Raw genomic sequence first — 13,754 nt, forward strand, 5'->3', positions numbered from 1 at the left:
GGGTTCAAATTCCAACAAGGGGTCAATCGTGCCTTAAATCCAGCGAGAACGGAAATTCACGGCCCACTTGCGCCGGCGCCACGTCCATGCGGCCCGGCGTGTGCCCGATTTTCTCGAACCGGGCCAGGCGCCGGCTCTCGGCCTCGTAGGAATTGACCGGGAACGATTCCGGATTCAGCCCGCCCGGATGCGCGACATGATATTTGCAGCCCCCCAATGAGCGTTGATTCCAGGTGTCGACAATGTCCACCGTCAAAGGCACATGCACCGGTATCGTCGGATGCAGCGCCGACGGCGGCGACCAGGCCTTGTAGCGCACCCCCGCCACGTACTCGCCCACCCGGCCGGTCGGCTGCAAGGGCAGCGCGCGGCCATTGACCGTGACAACATAGCGGTTGTCGTTCAAGCCCGATACCCGGATTTCCACCCGTTCCAACGACGAATCCACGTAACGCACCGTGCCCGCGGACGAGCCCTCTTCGCCCATTACGTGCCAGGGTTCCAGCGCGCCGCGCAGTTCCAGATGGATGCCGCGCGCCGCCACGTCCCCGAACAGCGGGAAGCGGAACTCGAAATGCGGCGCGAACCAGGCGGCGTCAAAGCTGTAACCCGCCTCGTTAAGATCCGCCAGCACGTCCTCGAAATCCATCTTCACAAAGGTGGGCAGCAGGAAGCGGTCATGCAGCTCGGTGCCCCAGCGCGTCAGGCGCGCGGTATAGGGCGTTTTCCAGAAATGCGCCACCAGGCCGCGCAGCAGCAGCTGCTGGGCCAGGCTCATGCGCGCATGCGGCGGCATTTCAAAGGCGCGCAGTTCCAGCAGGCCCAGGCGGCCGGTGGCGCTGTCGGGCGAATACAGCTTGTCGATGCAGAATTCCGAGCGGTGCGTATTGCCGGTCACGTCGACCAGGATATTGCGCAGCGCGCGGTCGATCATCCAGGGCGGCACCTGCTCGCCCTGTTCGGCGCGGCGCCGGTGGATTTCCTGAAAAGCCAGCTCCAGCTCGTAAACCTGGTCGTTGCGCGCCTCGTCGATGCGCGGCGCCTGGCTGGTGGGGCCGATGAACAGCCCGGAAAACAAGTACGACAAAGACGGATGGTTGACCCAGTACGCCAACAGGCTGGCCAGCACGTCGGGGCGGCGCAGAAAGGGGCTATCGGCCGGCGTGGCGCCGCCCAGCACGAAGTGGTTGCCGCCGCCGGTGCCGGTGTGGCGGCCGTCGGCCATGAATTTTTCGGTGGACAGCCGGGTCTCGAAGGCGGTTTCGTACAGGAATTCCGTGTGGTCGACCAGTTCGGCCCAATTGGCGGCCGGGTGGATGTTGACTTCGATGACGCCGGGGTCGGGCGTCACCGCCAGCACCTTCAGGCGGGGATCGCGCGGCGGCGGGTAGCCTTCCAGCACAATCTTCACGCCCAGATCGCGCGCCGTGCCTTCCACCTGCGCCACCAGCGCCAGGTAATCTTCCAGGCGCGGCAAGGGCGGCATGAACACATACAGGATGCCGTTGCGCGTTTCCACGCACATCGCGGTGCGGGTCAGGTTGGCGGCGGATTCGAACTTGGCGGGCGGGTGGGCGTCCGGCGTTGCGGATGCCCCCATACGGCGGCTCTGTGCCAGCAGCTGCGACGGCCCGGGCAGCGAACGGCGCGCATCGAAGGGGTCGCGCTCGGTCAGCACCGGCGCGTCGGCCTCGGCCGCCCAGGGCAGCGAATCCAGCGGCAGGCGCAGGCCCATCGGCGAATCGCCGGGAAACAGGTACATGCGTTCGTCGCGCAAGAACCAGGGGCCGGACACCCACGGCCCGCCCTCGCCCGCCTGGATCGGCAACGCGTAGCCGACGATGCTATCCAGCTTCTGCTCGAACACGCGGCGCAGGCGCGCGCGTTCCATTTCATCGTCCAGCCGGGAATCGAACGGGTCCACGTTGGCCGGCAGCCGGCGTTCGCGCCACAGGTAATAGAAGACGTCTTCATACCCCGGCACGACATGGCCCGCGTCCACCTCAAGCCGCTCGCACAGCCGCATGACGAAGCGCTTGGCGTCCGCCACCGTGTACGCGCTGCGCTGGCGTTCGTCGGCGAACAGCGTGGGGTCGTCCCAACACGGCTGGCCATCGGCGCGCCAATAGATCGATAGCGCCCAGCGCGGCAATTGTTCGCCCGGATACCACTTGCCCTGCCCCAGGTGCACAAAGCCGTTGCCGCCGTAGCGCGTGCGCAGGCGGTTCAAGAGTTCCAGCGCATAGCCGCGCTTGGTGGGCCCCAGCGCGGCGGTATTCCATTCCGCGCCTTCGCGGTCGGACACCGAAACGAAGGTGGGCTCGCCCCCCATCGTCAGGCGCACGTCCATGTGGTCCAGCCGGTCATCGATCTTGTCGCCCAGGTCCAGGATGGCGCGCCACTGCTCGTCGCTATACGGCTTGGTGACGCGCGGCGATTCGAACACCCGCGTGACCGACATGGTGTGCGTGAATTCCACCTCGGCCTCGTCGACCGCGCCCGTCACCGGCGCGGCGCTGCCGGGTTCGGGCGTGGCGGCCAGCGGAATATGGCCTTCGCCCGCCAGCAGGCCGGACGTGGGGTCCAGCCCGATCCAGCCGGCGCCCGGCAGATAGACTTCGCACCACGCGTGCAGATCCGTAAAGTCGGTTTGCGCGCCGCTGGGGCCGTCCAGCGCGCGCACGTCGGGCTTGAGCTGGATCAGGTAGCCCGACACGAAACGCGCCGCCAACCCCAGGTGGCGCAGCGCCTGCACCAGCAGCCAACCCGAATCGCGGCACGATCCCGCCGCCCGCGCCAGCGTTTCTTCCGGCGTCTGCACGCCGGGCTCCATGCGGATCAGGTAGCTGATTTCTTTGTGCACCTGCTGGTTCAACCCCACCAGGAAATCCACGGTGCGCTGCGGCCGCTTGTCCACGCGCGACAAGAATTCCGCGAACCGGGGCGTGGCCACGTCGCGGATCAGGTACGGCGCCAGTTCGCGCGCCAGCCCGTCGTCGTAGGTAAAGGGGAATTCCTCGGCGTCGGGTTCCAGAAAGAAGTCAAAGGGGTTGTAGACCGCCATTTCGGCGACCAGGTCCACGGTGATCTTGAATTCGCGCGTTTTGTTCGGAAAATTCAGCCGCGCCAGGTAATTGGCGAACGGGTCCTGCTGCCAGTTCAGGAAGTGCTCGGCCGGCTCCACCGTCAGCGAGTACGACAGGATGGGTGTGCGGCTGTGCGGCGCGGGCCGCAGGCGCAGCACCTGGGCGGAAAGGCTGACCAGACGGTCATAGTTGTATTGCGTGACGTGCTTGAGCGCTACGTGGATCGTCAAAGCCTTCTCCGGGTCGGCGGTGGCCGTCTTGGATTATGGGGGCGCGGGGAGCAAACGCGGGGGCGCAAAGGGAAGATCAAAGGAATCAGTGGCTTGATTGCACCTGCACCTGTACCGATACGTCCATCGACAGCGTGGCCGCCGCGCCGTGCAGCCAGCGCACGGGCGAGGCAGATTCGTAGTCGCGGCCAACGGCCAGGCGGCAATGGCCGTCGGAGGCAAACGCGGCGTGGCTCACGTCCACGCTGACCCAGCCGTGCCCGGCCAGCCAGACATCGGCCCACCCGTGGCTGGCGGCGTCGTCGCCGGCTTCGTGCCAATAGCCGCTGACAAAGCGGCCCGGCGTGCCCAGGGCACGCACGCACGCCAACAGCAGATGGGTCTGGTCCTGGCTGCCGCCGCGCCGCGCGGCCAGCACTTGCGGGGCGGTCATGGCGGGGCCGCCCAGCCCGGGTTGAACCGCCACGTGTTCGCGGATGGCGGCGCTAAGCATCAGCACGTCGTCCGCGCTGTGCACGCCGCGCGGCACCACACGCCGGCAGAACGCGCGGATGGAATCGTCGCATTGGGTCAGCGCGGTCGGCACGCCATAGATGTAGACGGGCAGGCGTTCGTCTTCATCGCCCACGCGGCCCTGCGCCAGCGGATGGATGTCGACCTGCCCCACCGCATGGATCTCGATTTCGCTATGGGTGCGGTGCAGCGTCAGCGTGTGGGTGACGTTGCCATACGCGTCCACCTGCGGCTGAATTTCGCCCGGGGTCTGGATCTGCCATCGCAAGGCATGTTGATGGTCGTCGCGCCGGGGCGTCAGCCGCAGCGTCTGGATGGTGTAGTTGACCGGGGCGGCATAGCGGTAGCGGGTCACGTGCTTGATGAGATGCTTCATGAAAATCTCCACACTGCGGTCACGCTGGTCACGTCCGGGCGGCGCACCCTGCCCGTTCGCTATTTACCGGCGGGGCACGACGGTCGATAGTAGCAACAAGCCAATGAAATAAATCAGCAATACGCAAGCGTTGAACAGGTCATGCGCATGCCCTGTGCGTGCGACGAAAAAGCAATGCAAAAACAATGAAAAAGCCATAACCATGCAATGACCAAGCAACATGTGTGCCAGCGCGAAAGCCGCGTTCCGCGCGCCCGCGCAGCGCCCCGACGCCCTTGAAACCCACCCCCGCGCGCGGCGCCGGCGCACGCTTTGACGCGCGGCCATGCCCGATATCCGGCGCCGGGCACCAAACCGGTGCGATGGCCGCAAAGCCGCCGCGCGACTTTTTTACAAGCCATTGCAAAATTGTTCCGCGCACAACAGGGCTCTCGCACCGGGGCGCGGGGAAGTCGGGAAGTCGGAACGCCGGGACGCCGGGACGCCGGAACGCCGGAACGCCGCACCGCAGGGCCGTGGGCAGCCACAATCTTCAAAGCGCCGGACAATCGTTCAATACATCGCTACGTAACGCAGGCACATTGCGGGGGTTTCCAAACGGCATCCCAAGGAGCCCCACCATGTCCGTTACCGCCTTCGCCAAACCCGGCGCCAAGCTGTTGTCCCCGCAGGACCACACGCTGATCATGATCGACTTCCAGTCGCAGATGGCGTTCGCCACCCATTCCATCGACGCCATCACGCTGCGCAACAACGCCGCGCTGGTCGCGCACGCCGCCGCCGGTTTCAAGGCGTCCACCATCCTGACCACCGTTGCCGAAAAGAGCTTTTCGGGCCCGATGTTCGACGAAGTCACCGCGCCGTTCCCCGGCCAGGCCCTGCTGGACCGCACGTCCATGAACACCTGGGAAGACGCCGCCGTCATCAAGCAGGTCAACGAAATCGGCAAGAAGCGCATCGTGCTGGCCGGCTTGTGGACCAGCGTGTGCATCGTCGGCCCGGCGCTGTCGGCGCTGGACCAGGGCTTTGAGGTCTATGTCATCACCGACGCTTGCGGCGACGTGTCCGTGGAAGCGCACAACCGCGCTATCGAACGCATCGTGCAAGCCGGCGGCCAGCCGATCACCGCGCTGCAATACCTCTTGGAAATGCAGCGTGACTGGGCGCGCACCGACAGCTATGAAATGACCACCGGCATCGCCAAGAAGTTTGGCGGCGCCTATGGCCTGGGCATCATCTACGCCAAGTCCATGTTCAACGCGCACGAAGCCTGATAGGAGCTGCCCATGAAGGTCTACCTTGTTTCGCTGGCGCTTGGCCTGTTGGTCGGCGTGATCTATGCGCTGTTCAACGTGCGCTCGCCCGCGCCACCGGTCATTGCATTGGTAGGCCTTCTGGGCATCCTGGCGGGCGAACAGATTCCCCCGCTGGTCAAGCGCATGATGGCTGAACCTGCCACGCGCACGTCCTGGCTGCACGAGCAGGTCAAGCCGCATATGTTCGGCGAGCTGCCCAGTTGCCCCAAGGCGTCCGCCCCCTCTGAAACAACCGCCGATGCATGTGGAGACAAGCGCCATGGTTGACACCCAAGCCCCCGATTTGATCCTGCACCAGGGCCGCTTCACCACGCTGGACCCGGCCAACCCCGTGGCCGACGCCGTCGCCATCCGCGAAGGCCGCTTCACGCGCGTGGGCGCCGCCGCCGACATCCTGCCGCTGGCCGGTCCCGCGACAAAGGTCATCGCGCTGAACGGGCGCGGCGTGCTGCCGGGCCTGATCGACAACCACCTGCACATCATCCGCGGTGGCCTGAACTACAACATGGAATTGCGTTGGGACGGCGTGCGCAGCCTGTCCGACGCCATGGCCATGCTGCGCCGTCAGGTCGCCATTACCCCCGCCCCGCAGTGGGTGCGCGTGGTGGGAGGCTTCACCGAGCACCAGTTTGCCGAAAAACGCCTGCCCACCATCGAGGAACTAAACGCCGTGGCGCCCGATACGCCCGTGTTCATCCTGCACCTGTACGACCGCGCGCTGCTGAACGCGGCCGCCTTGCGCGCGGTGGGCTACGACAAGACCACGCCCGCCCCGCCGGGCGGCGAAATCGTGCGCGATGCCGTCGGCAACCCCACCGGCCTGCTGCTGGCCAAGCCCAACGCGTCGATCCTGTACGCCACCTTGGCCAAGGGCCCCAAGCTGCCGCTGGAATACCAGGTCAACTCCACGCGCCACTTCATGCGCGAACTGAACCGCCTGGGCGTCACCGGCGCCATCGACGCGGGCGGCGGTTTTCAGAATTACCCCGAGGACTACCAGGTGATTCAGCAATTGGCCGACGCCAACCAGCTGACGATCCGCCTGGCCTACAACCTGTTCACGCAAAAGCCCAAGCAGGAAAAAGAAGACTTCCTGAACTGGACGGCCACGTCGCAATACAAGCAAGGCACCGACTACTTCCGCCATAACGGCGCGGGTGAAATGCTGGTGTTCTCGGCCGCCGACTTCGAAGACTTCCGCCAGCCGCGCCCCGAGATGGGGCCCGAGATGGAAGGCGAATTGGAAGAAGTGGTGCGCATCCTGGCGCAGAACCGCTGGCCATGGCGCATGCACGCCACCTATGACGAAACCATCAGCCGATCGCTGGATGTGTTTGAACGCGTCAACCGCGACGTGCCGCTGGCCGGGCTGAACTGGTTCTTTGACCACGCGGAAACCATTTCCGAAAAGTCCATCGACCGCATCGCGGCGCTGGGCGGCGGCGTGGCCGTGCAGCATCGCATGGCCTACCAGGGCGAGTATTTTGTTGAACGCTACGGCGCCGGCGCGGCCGAGGCCACCCCGCCCGTCAAGCGCATGCTGGAGAAAGGCGTCAACGTGTCGGCCGGCACCGACGCCACGCGCGTCGCGTCCTACAACCCGTGGGTGTCGCTGTCCTGGCTGATCACCGGCAAGACCGTGGGCGGCATGCGCCTGACGCCGCAACGCAACTGCCTGGACCGCGACGCCGCGCTGCGCATGTGGACGGAGAACGTCACCTGGTTCTCGAACGAACAAGGCAAGAAAGGCCGCATCGCCGTGGGCCAATTGGCTGACCTGGTGGTGCCCGATCGCGACTTCTTCGCGTGCCCGGAATCCGATATCGCCGACACCAGCAGCCTGCTCACCGTGGTGGGCGGCAAGGTGGTGTGGGGCGCGGGCGAATTCTCGGCCCATGACGACGCGGCCCCCCCGCCCGCCATGCCCGACTGGTCGCCCACGCGCCTGTTCGGCGGCTACGGCGCCTGGGCAGACACCGAAGGCAAGCCCTTGCAGACCTCGCTGCGCGAAGCGGCCGCCGGCTGCGCCTGCGCGAACGACTGCAATGTGCACGGCCACCAGCATGCGGGCGCCTGGGCCAGCAAGCTGCCGGTGTCGGACCTGAAAGGCTTTTGGGGCGCGCTCGGTTGCGCGTGCTGGGCGGTATGACCGTGCCCCGTCCGCTGACCTCGAAGGCGGTGCGCTGGCTGGCCCTGCTGGCGCTTTGTGGCGCCTATATCCAGGGCGGGCTGGTCAAGCTGCTGGACTTTGCGGGCGCGCAGGCCGAGATGGCGCATTTTGGCCTGCAACCCGCCGCGCCGGCCGCCGTCGCCGTTATCGTGCTGGAACTGGGCGCCAGCGCCCTGATCCTGTCCGGGCGGCTGCGCTGGCTGGGCGCGCTGGCGTTGGCGCTGTTCACCGCCGTGGCGGCGCTGATGGCCAACCGCTACTGGCAAGCGCCCGCCGACGCGCGCTTCATGACAATGAACGCGTTCTATGAACACTTGGGGCTGGCCGGGGCGTTCGTCCTGGTCGCCTGGCATGACCTGACGGAGCGCCTGCATGGCCGGACCTGATCGCATCACCCCGCCCGCCGCCGCCGTGAGCGGCATGGCGCCCTTGAAGCACACGCTGTTCGCCGTGCTGTGGGGCGCCACCATCCTGGGCAACATCGGCAGTTTCATGCGCGACGTGGCCAGCGCGTGGCTGGTTACCGACCTGTCCACCAACCCCGCCGCCGTCGCCATGATGCAGACGGCGGCCACCTTGCCGGTGTTCCTGCTGGCCATTCCGGCCGGCGTGCTGTCCGACATCCTGGACCGGCGGCGCTTTCTGATCATCATCCAGGTACTGCTGGCCTGCGTCAGCTTCACCCTGCTGATGATGGCCAAGACCAACACGCTGACCGTCGAAACCTTGATCGCCCTGACCTTCCTGGGCGGCGTGGGCACGGCGCTGATGGGCCCCACCTGGCAGGCCATCGTGCCCGAACTGGTGCCCAAGGCCGAACTGAAAACCGCCGTGGGCTTGAACTCGCTGGGCATCAACATCGCCCGCGCGTTGGGCCCGGCCGTGGGCGGATTGCTGCTGGCCGCGTTCGGTGCGGCCGCCGCCTATGGCGCGGACGTGCTCAGCTACGTGTTCGTGATCGGCGCGCTGATCTGGTGGAAGCGGCCCAAGAAAGTGGACGACGGCTTGTCGGAACAGTTCTTCGGCGCCTTCCGCGCGGGCGTGCGCTTTGCGCGCGCCAGCCGCGAGCTGCACGTGGTGTTGCTGCGCGCGGCCGTGTTCTTCATCTTTGCCAGCTCGGTCTGGGCGTTGCTGCCGCTGGTGGCGCGCCGCATGTTGGGCGGCAGCGCCGGCTTCTATGGCGTGCTGCTGGGCGCGGTGGGCGTGGGCGCGATCCTGGGCGCGGTGGTGTTGCCGCGTCTGCGCGCACGCCTGAACACCGATGGCCTGGTGCTGGCCGCCGCCGTCGTGGCCGCCGCCGTGATGGCCGCGCTGTCGTTCGCGCCGCCGCAATGGGCCGCCGTGCTGCTGCTGTTGCTGCTGGGCATGGGCTGGATCGTGGCGCTGACAACGTTCAACGGCGTCGCGCAGGCCATCCTGCCGAACTGGGTGCGCGGCCGTGGGTTGGCCATCTACCTGATGGTTTTCAACGGCGCCATGGCGGCGGGCAGCCTGGGTTGGGGCCTGCTGGCGCAAGAGATCGGCGTGCCGGCCACCTTGCTGGCCGGCGCGGCGGGCCTGCTGGTGGCGGGCGTGCTGCTGCACCGCATGCGCTTGCCGCAGGGCGAAGCGAATCTGGACCCGTCCAACCATTGGCCCGAACCGCTGTTGGACACACCGGTGGAACACGATCGCGGACCGGTCATGGTGCAGATCGAATACCGCATCCGCGTGCAGGACCGCCCCGCGTTCCTGGCCGCGCTCAAGTCAGTGGCGGAAGAACGGCGGCGCGATGGCGCCTATGCCTGGGGCGTGGCCGAGCACACCGGCGAACCCGAGCGCGTGCAGGAATGGTTCCTGGTGGAATCGTGGGCGGAACATTTGCGCCAACATCAGCGCGTCTCGCAGGCCGATGCCGACTTGCAGGGCGAAGCCCAGCGCTTTCATATCGGGCCGGAAAAGCCGGTGGTGCATCATTTCCTGGCGCTGGACTTGCGGCAGGGGAAACCTGGGGCTACATCGGAGGCCGGGGGCAGCCAGGCCGGTTGAAGGCCACGGTCGGGAGACCCGCCGGTGTGAGGGGCGGGCCGCCGGCTGGATGACCGAGCCGCCGGCTTAGTGGCGGAACCGCCGGCTTAGTGACCGAGCCGCGTGCTTGGTGGCGGAACCGCCGGCGTAGTGACCAAGCCGCCGGCTTAGTGCGCCGAGGCGTCCAGGAAGCGGTGCACGACGCGCACCGCCGCCGCGCCTTCGGCGATGCCCGCCAGCACTTGCGGCACGCAGCCGGCGCGCACCGAGCCGGCCGCGAACACGCCGGGCTGCGAGCTTTCATAGGCGCGTGCCTGCATGGAGCCGGCGGCGGCGCGACCGGTGTGGATGCGGCCCCGGTCATCGGTGTCCAGGCAGCCCTCCAGCCAGTCGGTATTGCCCTGACCCGATCCGTCTTCGGCCAGGCCGGTCGCCACGATCAGGCTGCGCGCCTCGATCACCTGGCCATCATCCAGCCACACCTGGTAGGGATAGCTGGCGCTGTCGAACGCGGTCGCCAGCCGTTGCGGCATGACGTGCGATCCAAAATGGCGGCTTTGCGTTTCGGCGCGGCGCAGCAGCCCGCCATCGCACAAGCCCGTGAGGGTGCCCGGGAAGGCGGGCAAGGCGTAGGCGCCCGGCGCTTGCGACCCGCACAGCGAACCGCCCACCAGCAAGGTGTGCAGCCCCTCGGACGCGGCATAGGCGGCGGCCGCCAACCCGGCCGGCCCGCCGCCGATAACCGCCAGGTCCAACACCGGGTCCACCCGCCCTACCCCCATGGCCGACCGCAGGATCGCGCCGCCATACGGGCGCTGGCGCAAATAGCTGATCCGGCGCAGCATGAACGCCCGCAGCACGATGTCCGCCAGCGTGGGTTCGGCCAGCAACAGCCGCGCCAGGGCCTCGCGCGACAGGCGCAGCAGCCGGCTGTCCGACGCGGCGCGTGCCGTGACGGCATTGGGGCGGTCGGTGAACAAGTCCAGGCTGCCGGTAAATTCGCCATCGCGATGCACCAGCAGGCTTTGCATGGCGCCGTCGGCCTCGCATTCCAGCACTTCAACCGTGCCTTGCAGCAGGATGTGAAAGGCGGCCTCCTGGCCGCCGCTTTGCAGCAGCACGCTGCCGGCCGGCGCCAGCATGGGTTCACCGTAAGGCGTGGCCCGCGCGATCTGGGCGGCGGTCAGCATGGGAAACGCCTGCGCATGCAAGGCCGGCAAGTCCGGCGGACGGCAGGCAAGGTCGATGGCTGGGCGATTCATGAGATTCACGTCCGGGTAGTCCGAAGAAAGCGGCAAGATACGCTATCAAGATAGCTTCGGGCTGCCGGTGGGTCTTGCGTACTTGGGTGTTGCTTTGTACGAAAGAGCAATGATCGCACAACGGGCAGGCGCCCTAGGCGTGCACCTTGCGCCAAGCGCCCGGCGATACGGCCACCACGCTGGTGAACACGCGTGTCAAATGGGCCTGGTCCGCAAAACCGCACAGCAGCGCGATGTCGGTAATCGACTGTCCCGGCACCCGCAGCAATTCCTGTGCCTTTTGCACGCGCTGCTCAAGCAGCCATCGGTGTGGCGTGGTGCCTACCGTCTGGCGGAAGGCCTTGATGAAATAGCTGCGCGACAGGTTGCAGGCTTCGGCGATATCCGTCATCGACAAATCTTCGCGCAGGGTCGACAGCAACATGTCCTTGGCGCGCGCTTCCAGCTTGCGCGACAGCACGCGCGTGCCGCCCGCGGGCTCCCAGCCGGTCGTGGCGCCGGCGCCGTAATGCGCCAGCAGGTGCGCACCGATCGTCAGGCTCAGGTGTTCCACAAACAAGCTGTTGGCCGGCGCGGGCTGCGCCAGCACCGTTGTCAATACTTGCGATAGATTTGCCAGCACGGGGTCGCCCTTGCCCGTGCGCGGCAGCAGGCTGCTGACCCGGGACCCGCCTTTTTCATCGTTGACCCGTTCGATGAAGGCGCGCGGCAATTCAATCAGCACAAAGTCAAAACCGCCGGTCAGATCGGCGCGGTAATCATCGTTGAAGTCGCGGATGTAGACCGACCCGATGTCGAAATCGTGGGCCGTTGCATGCTGGCCTTGCAGGATGCGGCGGCGGTGGCCCCCCTGCATCGCCACGCCCACCAGAAAACCCCGGTCGGACGCAGGCGTCTCCACGGTGCCGAAGCGTTCGTTGTCGGTGCGCTTGCGATAAAACGTCAGCCCGCCGCCTTCGAAATGCTGGTTGATGACCAGCTTGCTGGCCGAACATCCCAGGGCGTCGGTGGACGGCGCGGGCTTGGGCGCGGCAGCAGCCAGCAAGAAGGGTTCAGGCCCTGGGGCGGGCTCGGACATAAGGCGTAGTCGGGCAGGCATGGATGGGTTCCCCAGGGTCGCGACCGGTGCAAAGAAACGCAACAATCTTGTTATCGGCGGGAAGATAACAGGCCGTGTTGCCCTGCAACAAGTATCGTCACGCATTTTTTCAACATGGTGTCACGGCGGGCGTCGCCGACACTAACGCGGTAACACTGGGCCGGGCGTCAATGGCCCAACGGGCGGCCCCGAGCGCGAGGGCATCGGCGGCAGTTTCGGTTGTGCCGGACCACTCCACGGCGGGTTGGCGGGCGTGGTGCGGGAGCCGGGTGGCGGGTAGCCGGTGCCGCCACAAGAGGTGCCCAGGCAGGATTGCCCGCTGCGGTTCGGATCAACCGTCTTCGGGCATGACGTGCCCAGGCACGTGTCAGGCAAGGTGCGCGCGGAGGCGGGGGGTTGCGGGACGCTGGGCACGCCGTCCCACGCTGGCGCGGGGCCAGCCGCCAGCGCGAGGGACGCGGCCAGGATCAGGGCTTTCATCGTGGCTCCAGAGGATGACGAATGCGGGGTAAGCCTGGCACGAGTGTGCGCCCATCCGCCCCGCCTTCGCAACCCGTGGGATCGGTGCGGTCCGTGCGGTGCGCGCAGTTCGCACCGCCCGCGCCAGCCCACAGCCAACCCGCGGCCAGCAAGCCAGCCAACAACCCGGCCAGCACCCGCGCCCGCGCGGATCAATCCAGCCGGATATCCGCGCTTTTCACGACCTTGGCCCAACGCGCGCGTTCGCTGTTGAAGAACTGCGTCAGCTCGGCCGGGTTGCGTGTCACGATCTCGGCGCCCTGCTCGTTCAATTGCGCCTTCACGTCGGGCTGGTTGACGATCTGGGCCAGCAGCACGGCCAGGCGTTCGGCTACCGGGTCCGTGGTGGTGACCGGCGCCATCACGCCTTGCCACGTGCCCGATTCAAAGCCCTTGACGCCCTGTTCGGAAATGGTCGGGATATCGGGCACCAGCTGCATGCGTTCGCCCTTGGAAATGGCGATGGGGCGCAGCTTGCCGGCCTTGATGTGCGGCAATGTGGCCAGCAGGCCGTTCATGATGATCTGCGTCTGGCCCCCGATGGTGTCGGTGACCGCCTGCGAGCCGCCCTTGTACGGCACGTATTCCCACTGCGCGCCGGTGGCCTGCTGCACGGCCACGGCCGCCAGGTGCGGCGCGCTGCCAATCGCCGTCACGGCAAAATTCAGCCGCTGCTTCTTCGACAGGTCCACCAGTTCTTGAACCGTCTTGGCCGGCACGTCGGGATGCACGGCCAGCACGTGCGGCGAATACGCCAGCATGCTGACGGCGCGCAGGTCCTTGGACGGGTCAAACGACAGCTTCGTGTATACGGACGGGCTGATTGCCAGCGCGCCCACATCGCACAACAACACGGTGTGGCCTTCGGCCGCCGATTGCACCACCAGGCCCGCGCCCAGGTTGCCGTTGGCGCCGGGCTTGTTTTCAACGACCACCGTCTGCTTGAGCGCGTCGGACAGGCGCGGCGCCAGGATGCGCGCGATGATGTCCGACGAGCCCCCGGGCGGGTAAGGCACGATGATGCGCACCGGCCGCGTGGGCCAGTTCGCCGCATTGCCACCGGCGGATGCGCCGGCTTGCTGCGCCCATGCCGGCACCAGCGGCGACAGGCATAGCGCCGCGGCGCCGCCCAGGAAATGTCTCTTGCTTACGTCCATGCTGTCTCCACACTGTTTG

The 13,754-nt window shown here is 66.9% G+C and carries 10 protein-coding genes; 5 read left to right on the forward strand and 5 right to left on the reverse strand.

The genetic code is table 11. The features are described from left to right. Window positions 1–22: 22 nt before the first annotated feature. Together DVB37_RS13985 and DVB37_RS13990 are read right to left on the reverse strand one after the other, a co-directional pair. Entirely contained in the window at window positions 23–3,316 is a 3,294-nt protein-coding gene (locus tag DVB37_RS13985) for a DUF2126 domain-containing protein (RefSeq protein WP_120155757.1), read from the reverse strand. Window positions 3,317–3,401: 85 nt separating this feature from the next. Beyond that, window positions 3,402–4,205 carry a transglutaminase family protein gene (locus DVB37_RS13990; RefSeq protein ID WP_046807073.1) on the reverse strand — a complete coding sequence of 268 codons (804 nt, stop codon included), beginning with the start codon at window positions 4,203–4,205 and terminating at the stop codon, window positions 3,402–3,404. 620 nt (window positions 4,206–4,825) lie between these two features. Between DVB37_RS13990 and DVB37_RS13995 the strand changes: the two genes are divergently transcribed. From DVB37_RS13995 to DVB37_RS14015, 5 genes are read left to right on the forward strand one after another with little or no spacing between them, the layout of a single operon-like run. Next, a complete protein-coding gene (locus tag DVB37_RS13995; protein ID WP_046807072.1) occupies window positions 4,826–5,479 on the forward strand; it encodes a hydrolase in 654 nt (217 codons plus the stop codon). Between the two features lie 12 nt (window positions 5,480–5,491). After that, on the forward strand, window positions 5,492–5,788 hold the full coding sequence (locus DVB37_RS14000) for a XapX domain-containing protein (protein ID WP_046807071.1): 297 nt from the start codon (window positions 5,492–5,494) through the stop codon (window positions 5,786–5,788). Further along, entirely contained in the window at window positions 5,781–7,670 is a 1,890-nt protein-coding gene (locus DVB37_RS14005; protein WP_046807070.1) for an amidohydrolase, read from the forward strand. The genes DVB37_RS14000 and DVB37_RS14005 overlap by 8 nt, the downstream gene beginning before the upstream one ends. Continuing rightward, entirely contained in the window at window positions 7,667–8,077 is a 411-nt protein-coding gene (locus DVB37_RS14010; RefSeq protein ID WP_046807082.1) for a DoxX family protein, read from the forward strand. The genes DVB37_RS14005 and DVB37_RS14010 overlap by 4 nt, the downstream gene beginning before the upstream one ends. After that, the gene (locus tag DVB37_RS14015) at window positions 8,064–9,719 is read left to right on the forward strand and encodes an MFS transporter (RefSeq protein WP_120155759.1); all 1,656 of its coding nucleotides are present in this window, start codon (window positions 8,064–8,066) and stop codon (window positions 9,717–9,719) included. The genes DVB37_RS14010 and DVB37_RS14015 overlap by 14 nt, the downstream gene beginning before the upstream one ends. Before the next feature lie 146 nt (window positions 9,720–9,865). Here DVB37_RS14015 and DVB37_RS14020 read toward each other — a convergent pair whose 3' ends face one another. The 3 genes from DVB37_RS14020 to DVB37_RS14035 all read right to left on the reverse strand — a co-directional run bounded on the left by DVB37_RS14020 (window position 9,866) and on the right by DVB37_RS14035 (window position 13,735). After that, window positions 9,866–10,960 carry a Crp/Fnr family transcriptional regulator gene (locus DVB37_RS14020; RefSeq protein WP_120157495.1) on the reverse strand — a complete coding sequence of 365 codons (1,095 nt, stop codon included), beginning with the start codon at window positions 10,958–10,960 and terminating at the stop codon, window positions 9,866–9,868. Window positions 10,961–11,093: 133 nt separating this feature from the next. Then, window positions 11,094–12,059, reverse strand: a complete 966-nt coding sequence (locus DVB37_RS14025; protein ID WP_240434119.1) for a helix-turn-helix transcriptional regulator — start codon at window positions 12,057–12,059, stop codon at window positions 11,094–11,096. A gap of 671 nt (window positions 12,060–12,730) precedes the next feature. After that, window positions 12,731–13,735 carry a tripartite tricarboxylate transporter substrate binding protein gene (locus DVB37_RS14035; RefSeq protein ID WP_046807067.1) on the reverse strand — a complete coding sequence of 335 codons (1,005 nt, stop codon included), beginning with the start codon at window positions 13,733–13,735 and terminating at the stop codon, window positions 12,731–12,733. Between the last annotated feature and the right edge of the window lie 19 nt (window positions 13,736–13,754).

It is taken from the genome of Achromobacter sp. B7 (genome assembly GCF_003600685.1).
Classification (GTDB): domain Bacteria; phylum Pseudomonadota; class Gammaproteobacteria; order Burkholderiales; family Burkholderiaceae_B; genus Achromobacter; species Achromobacter spanius_B.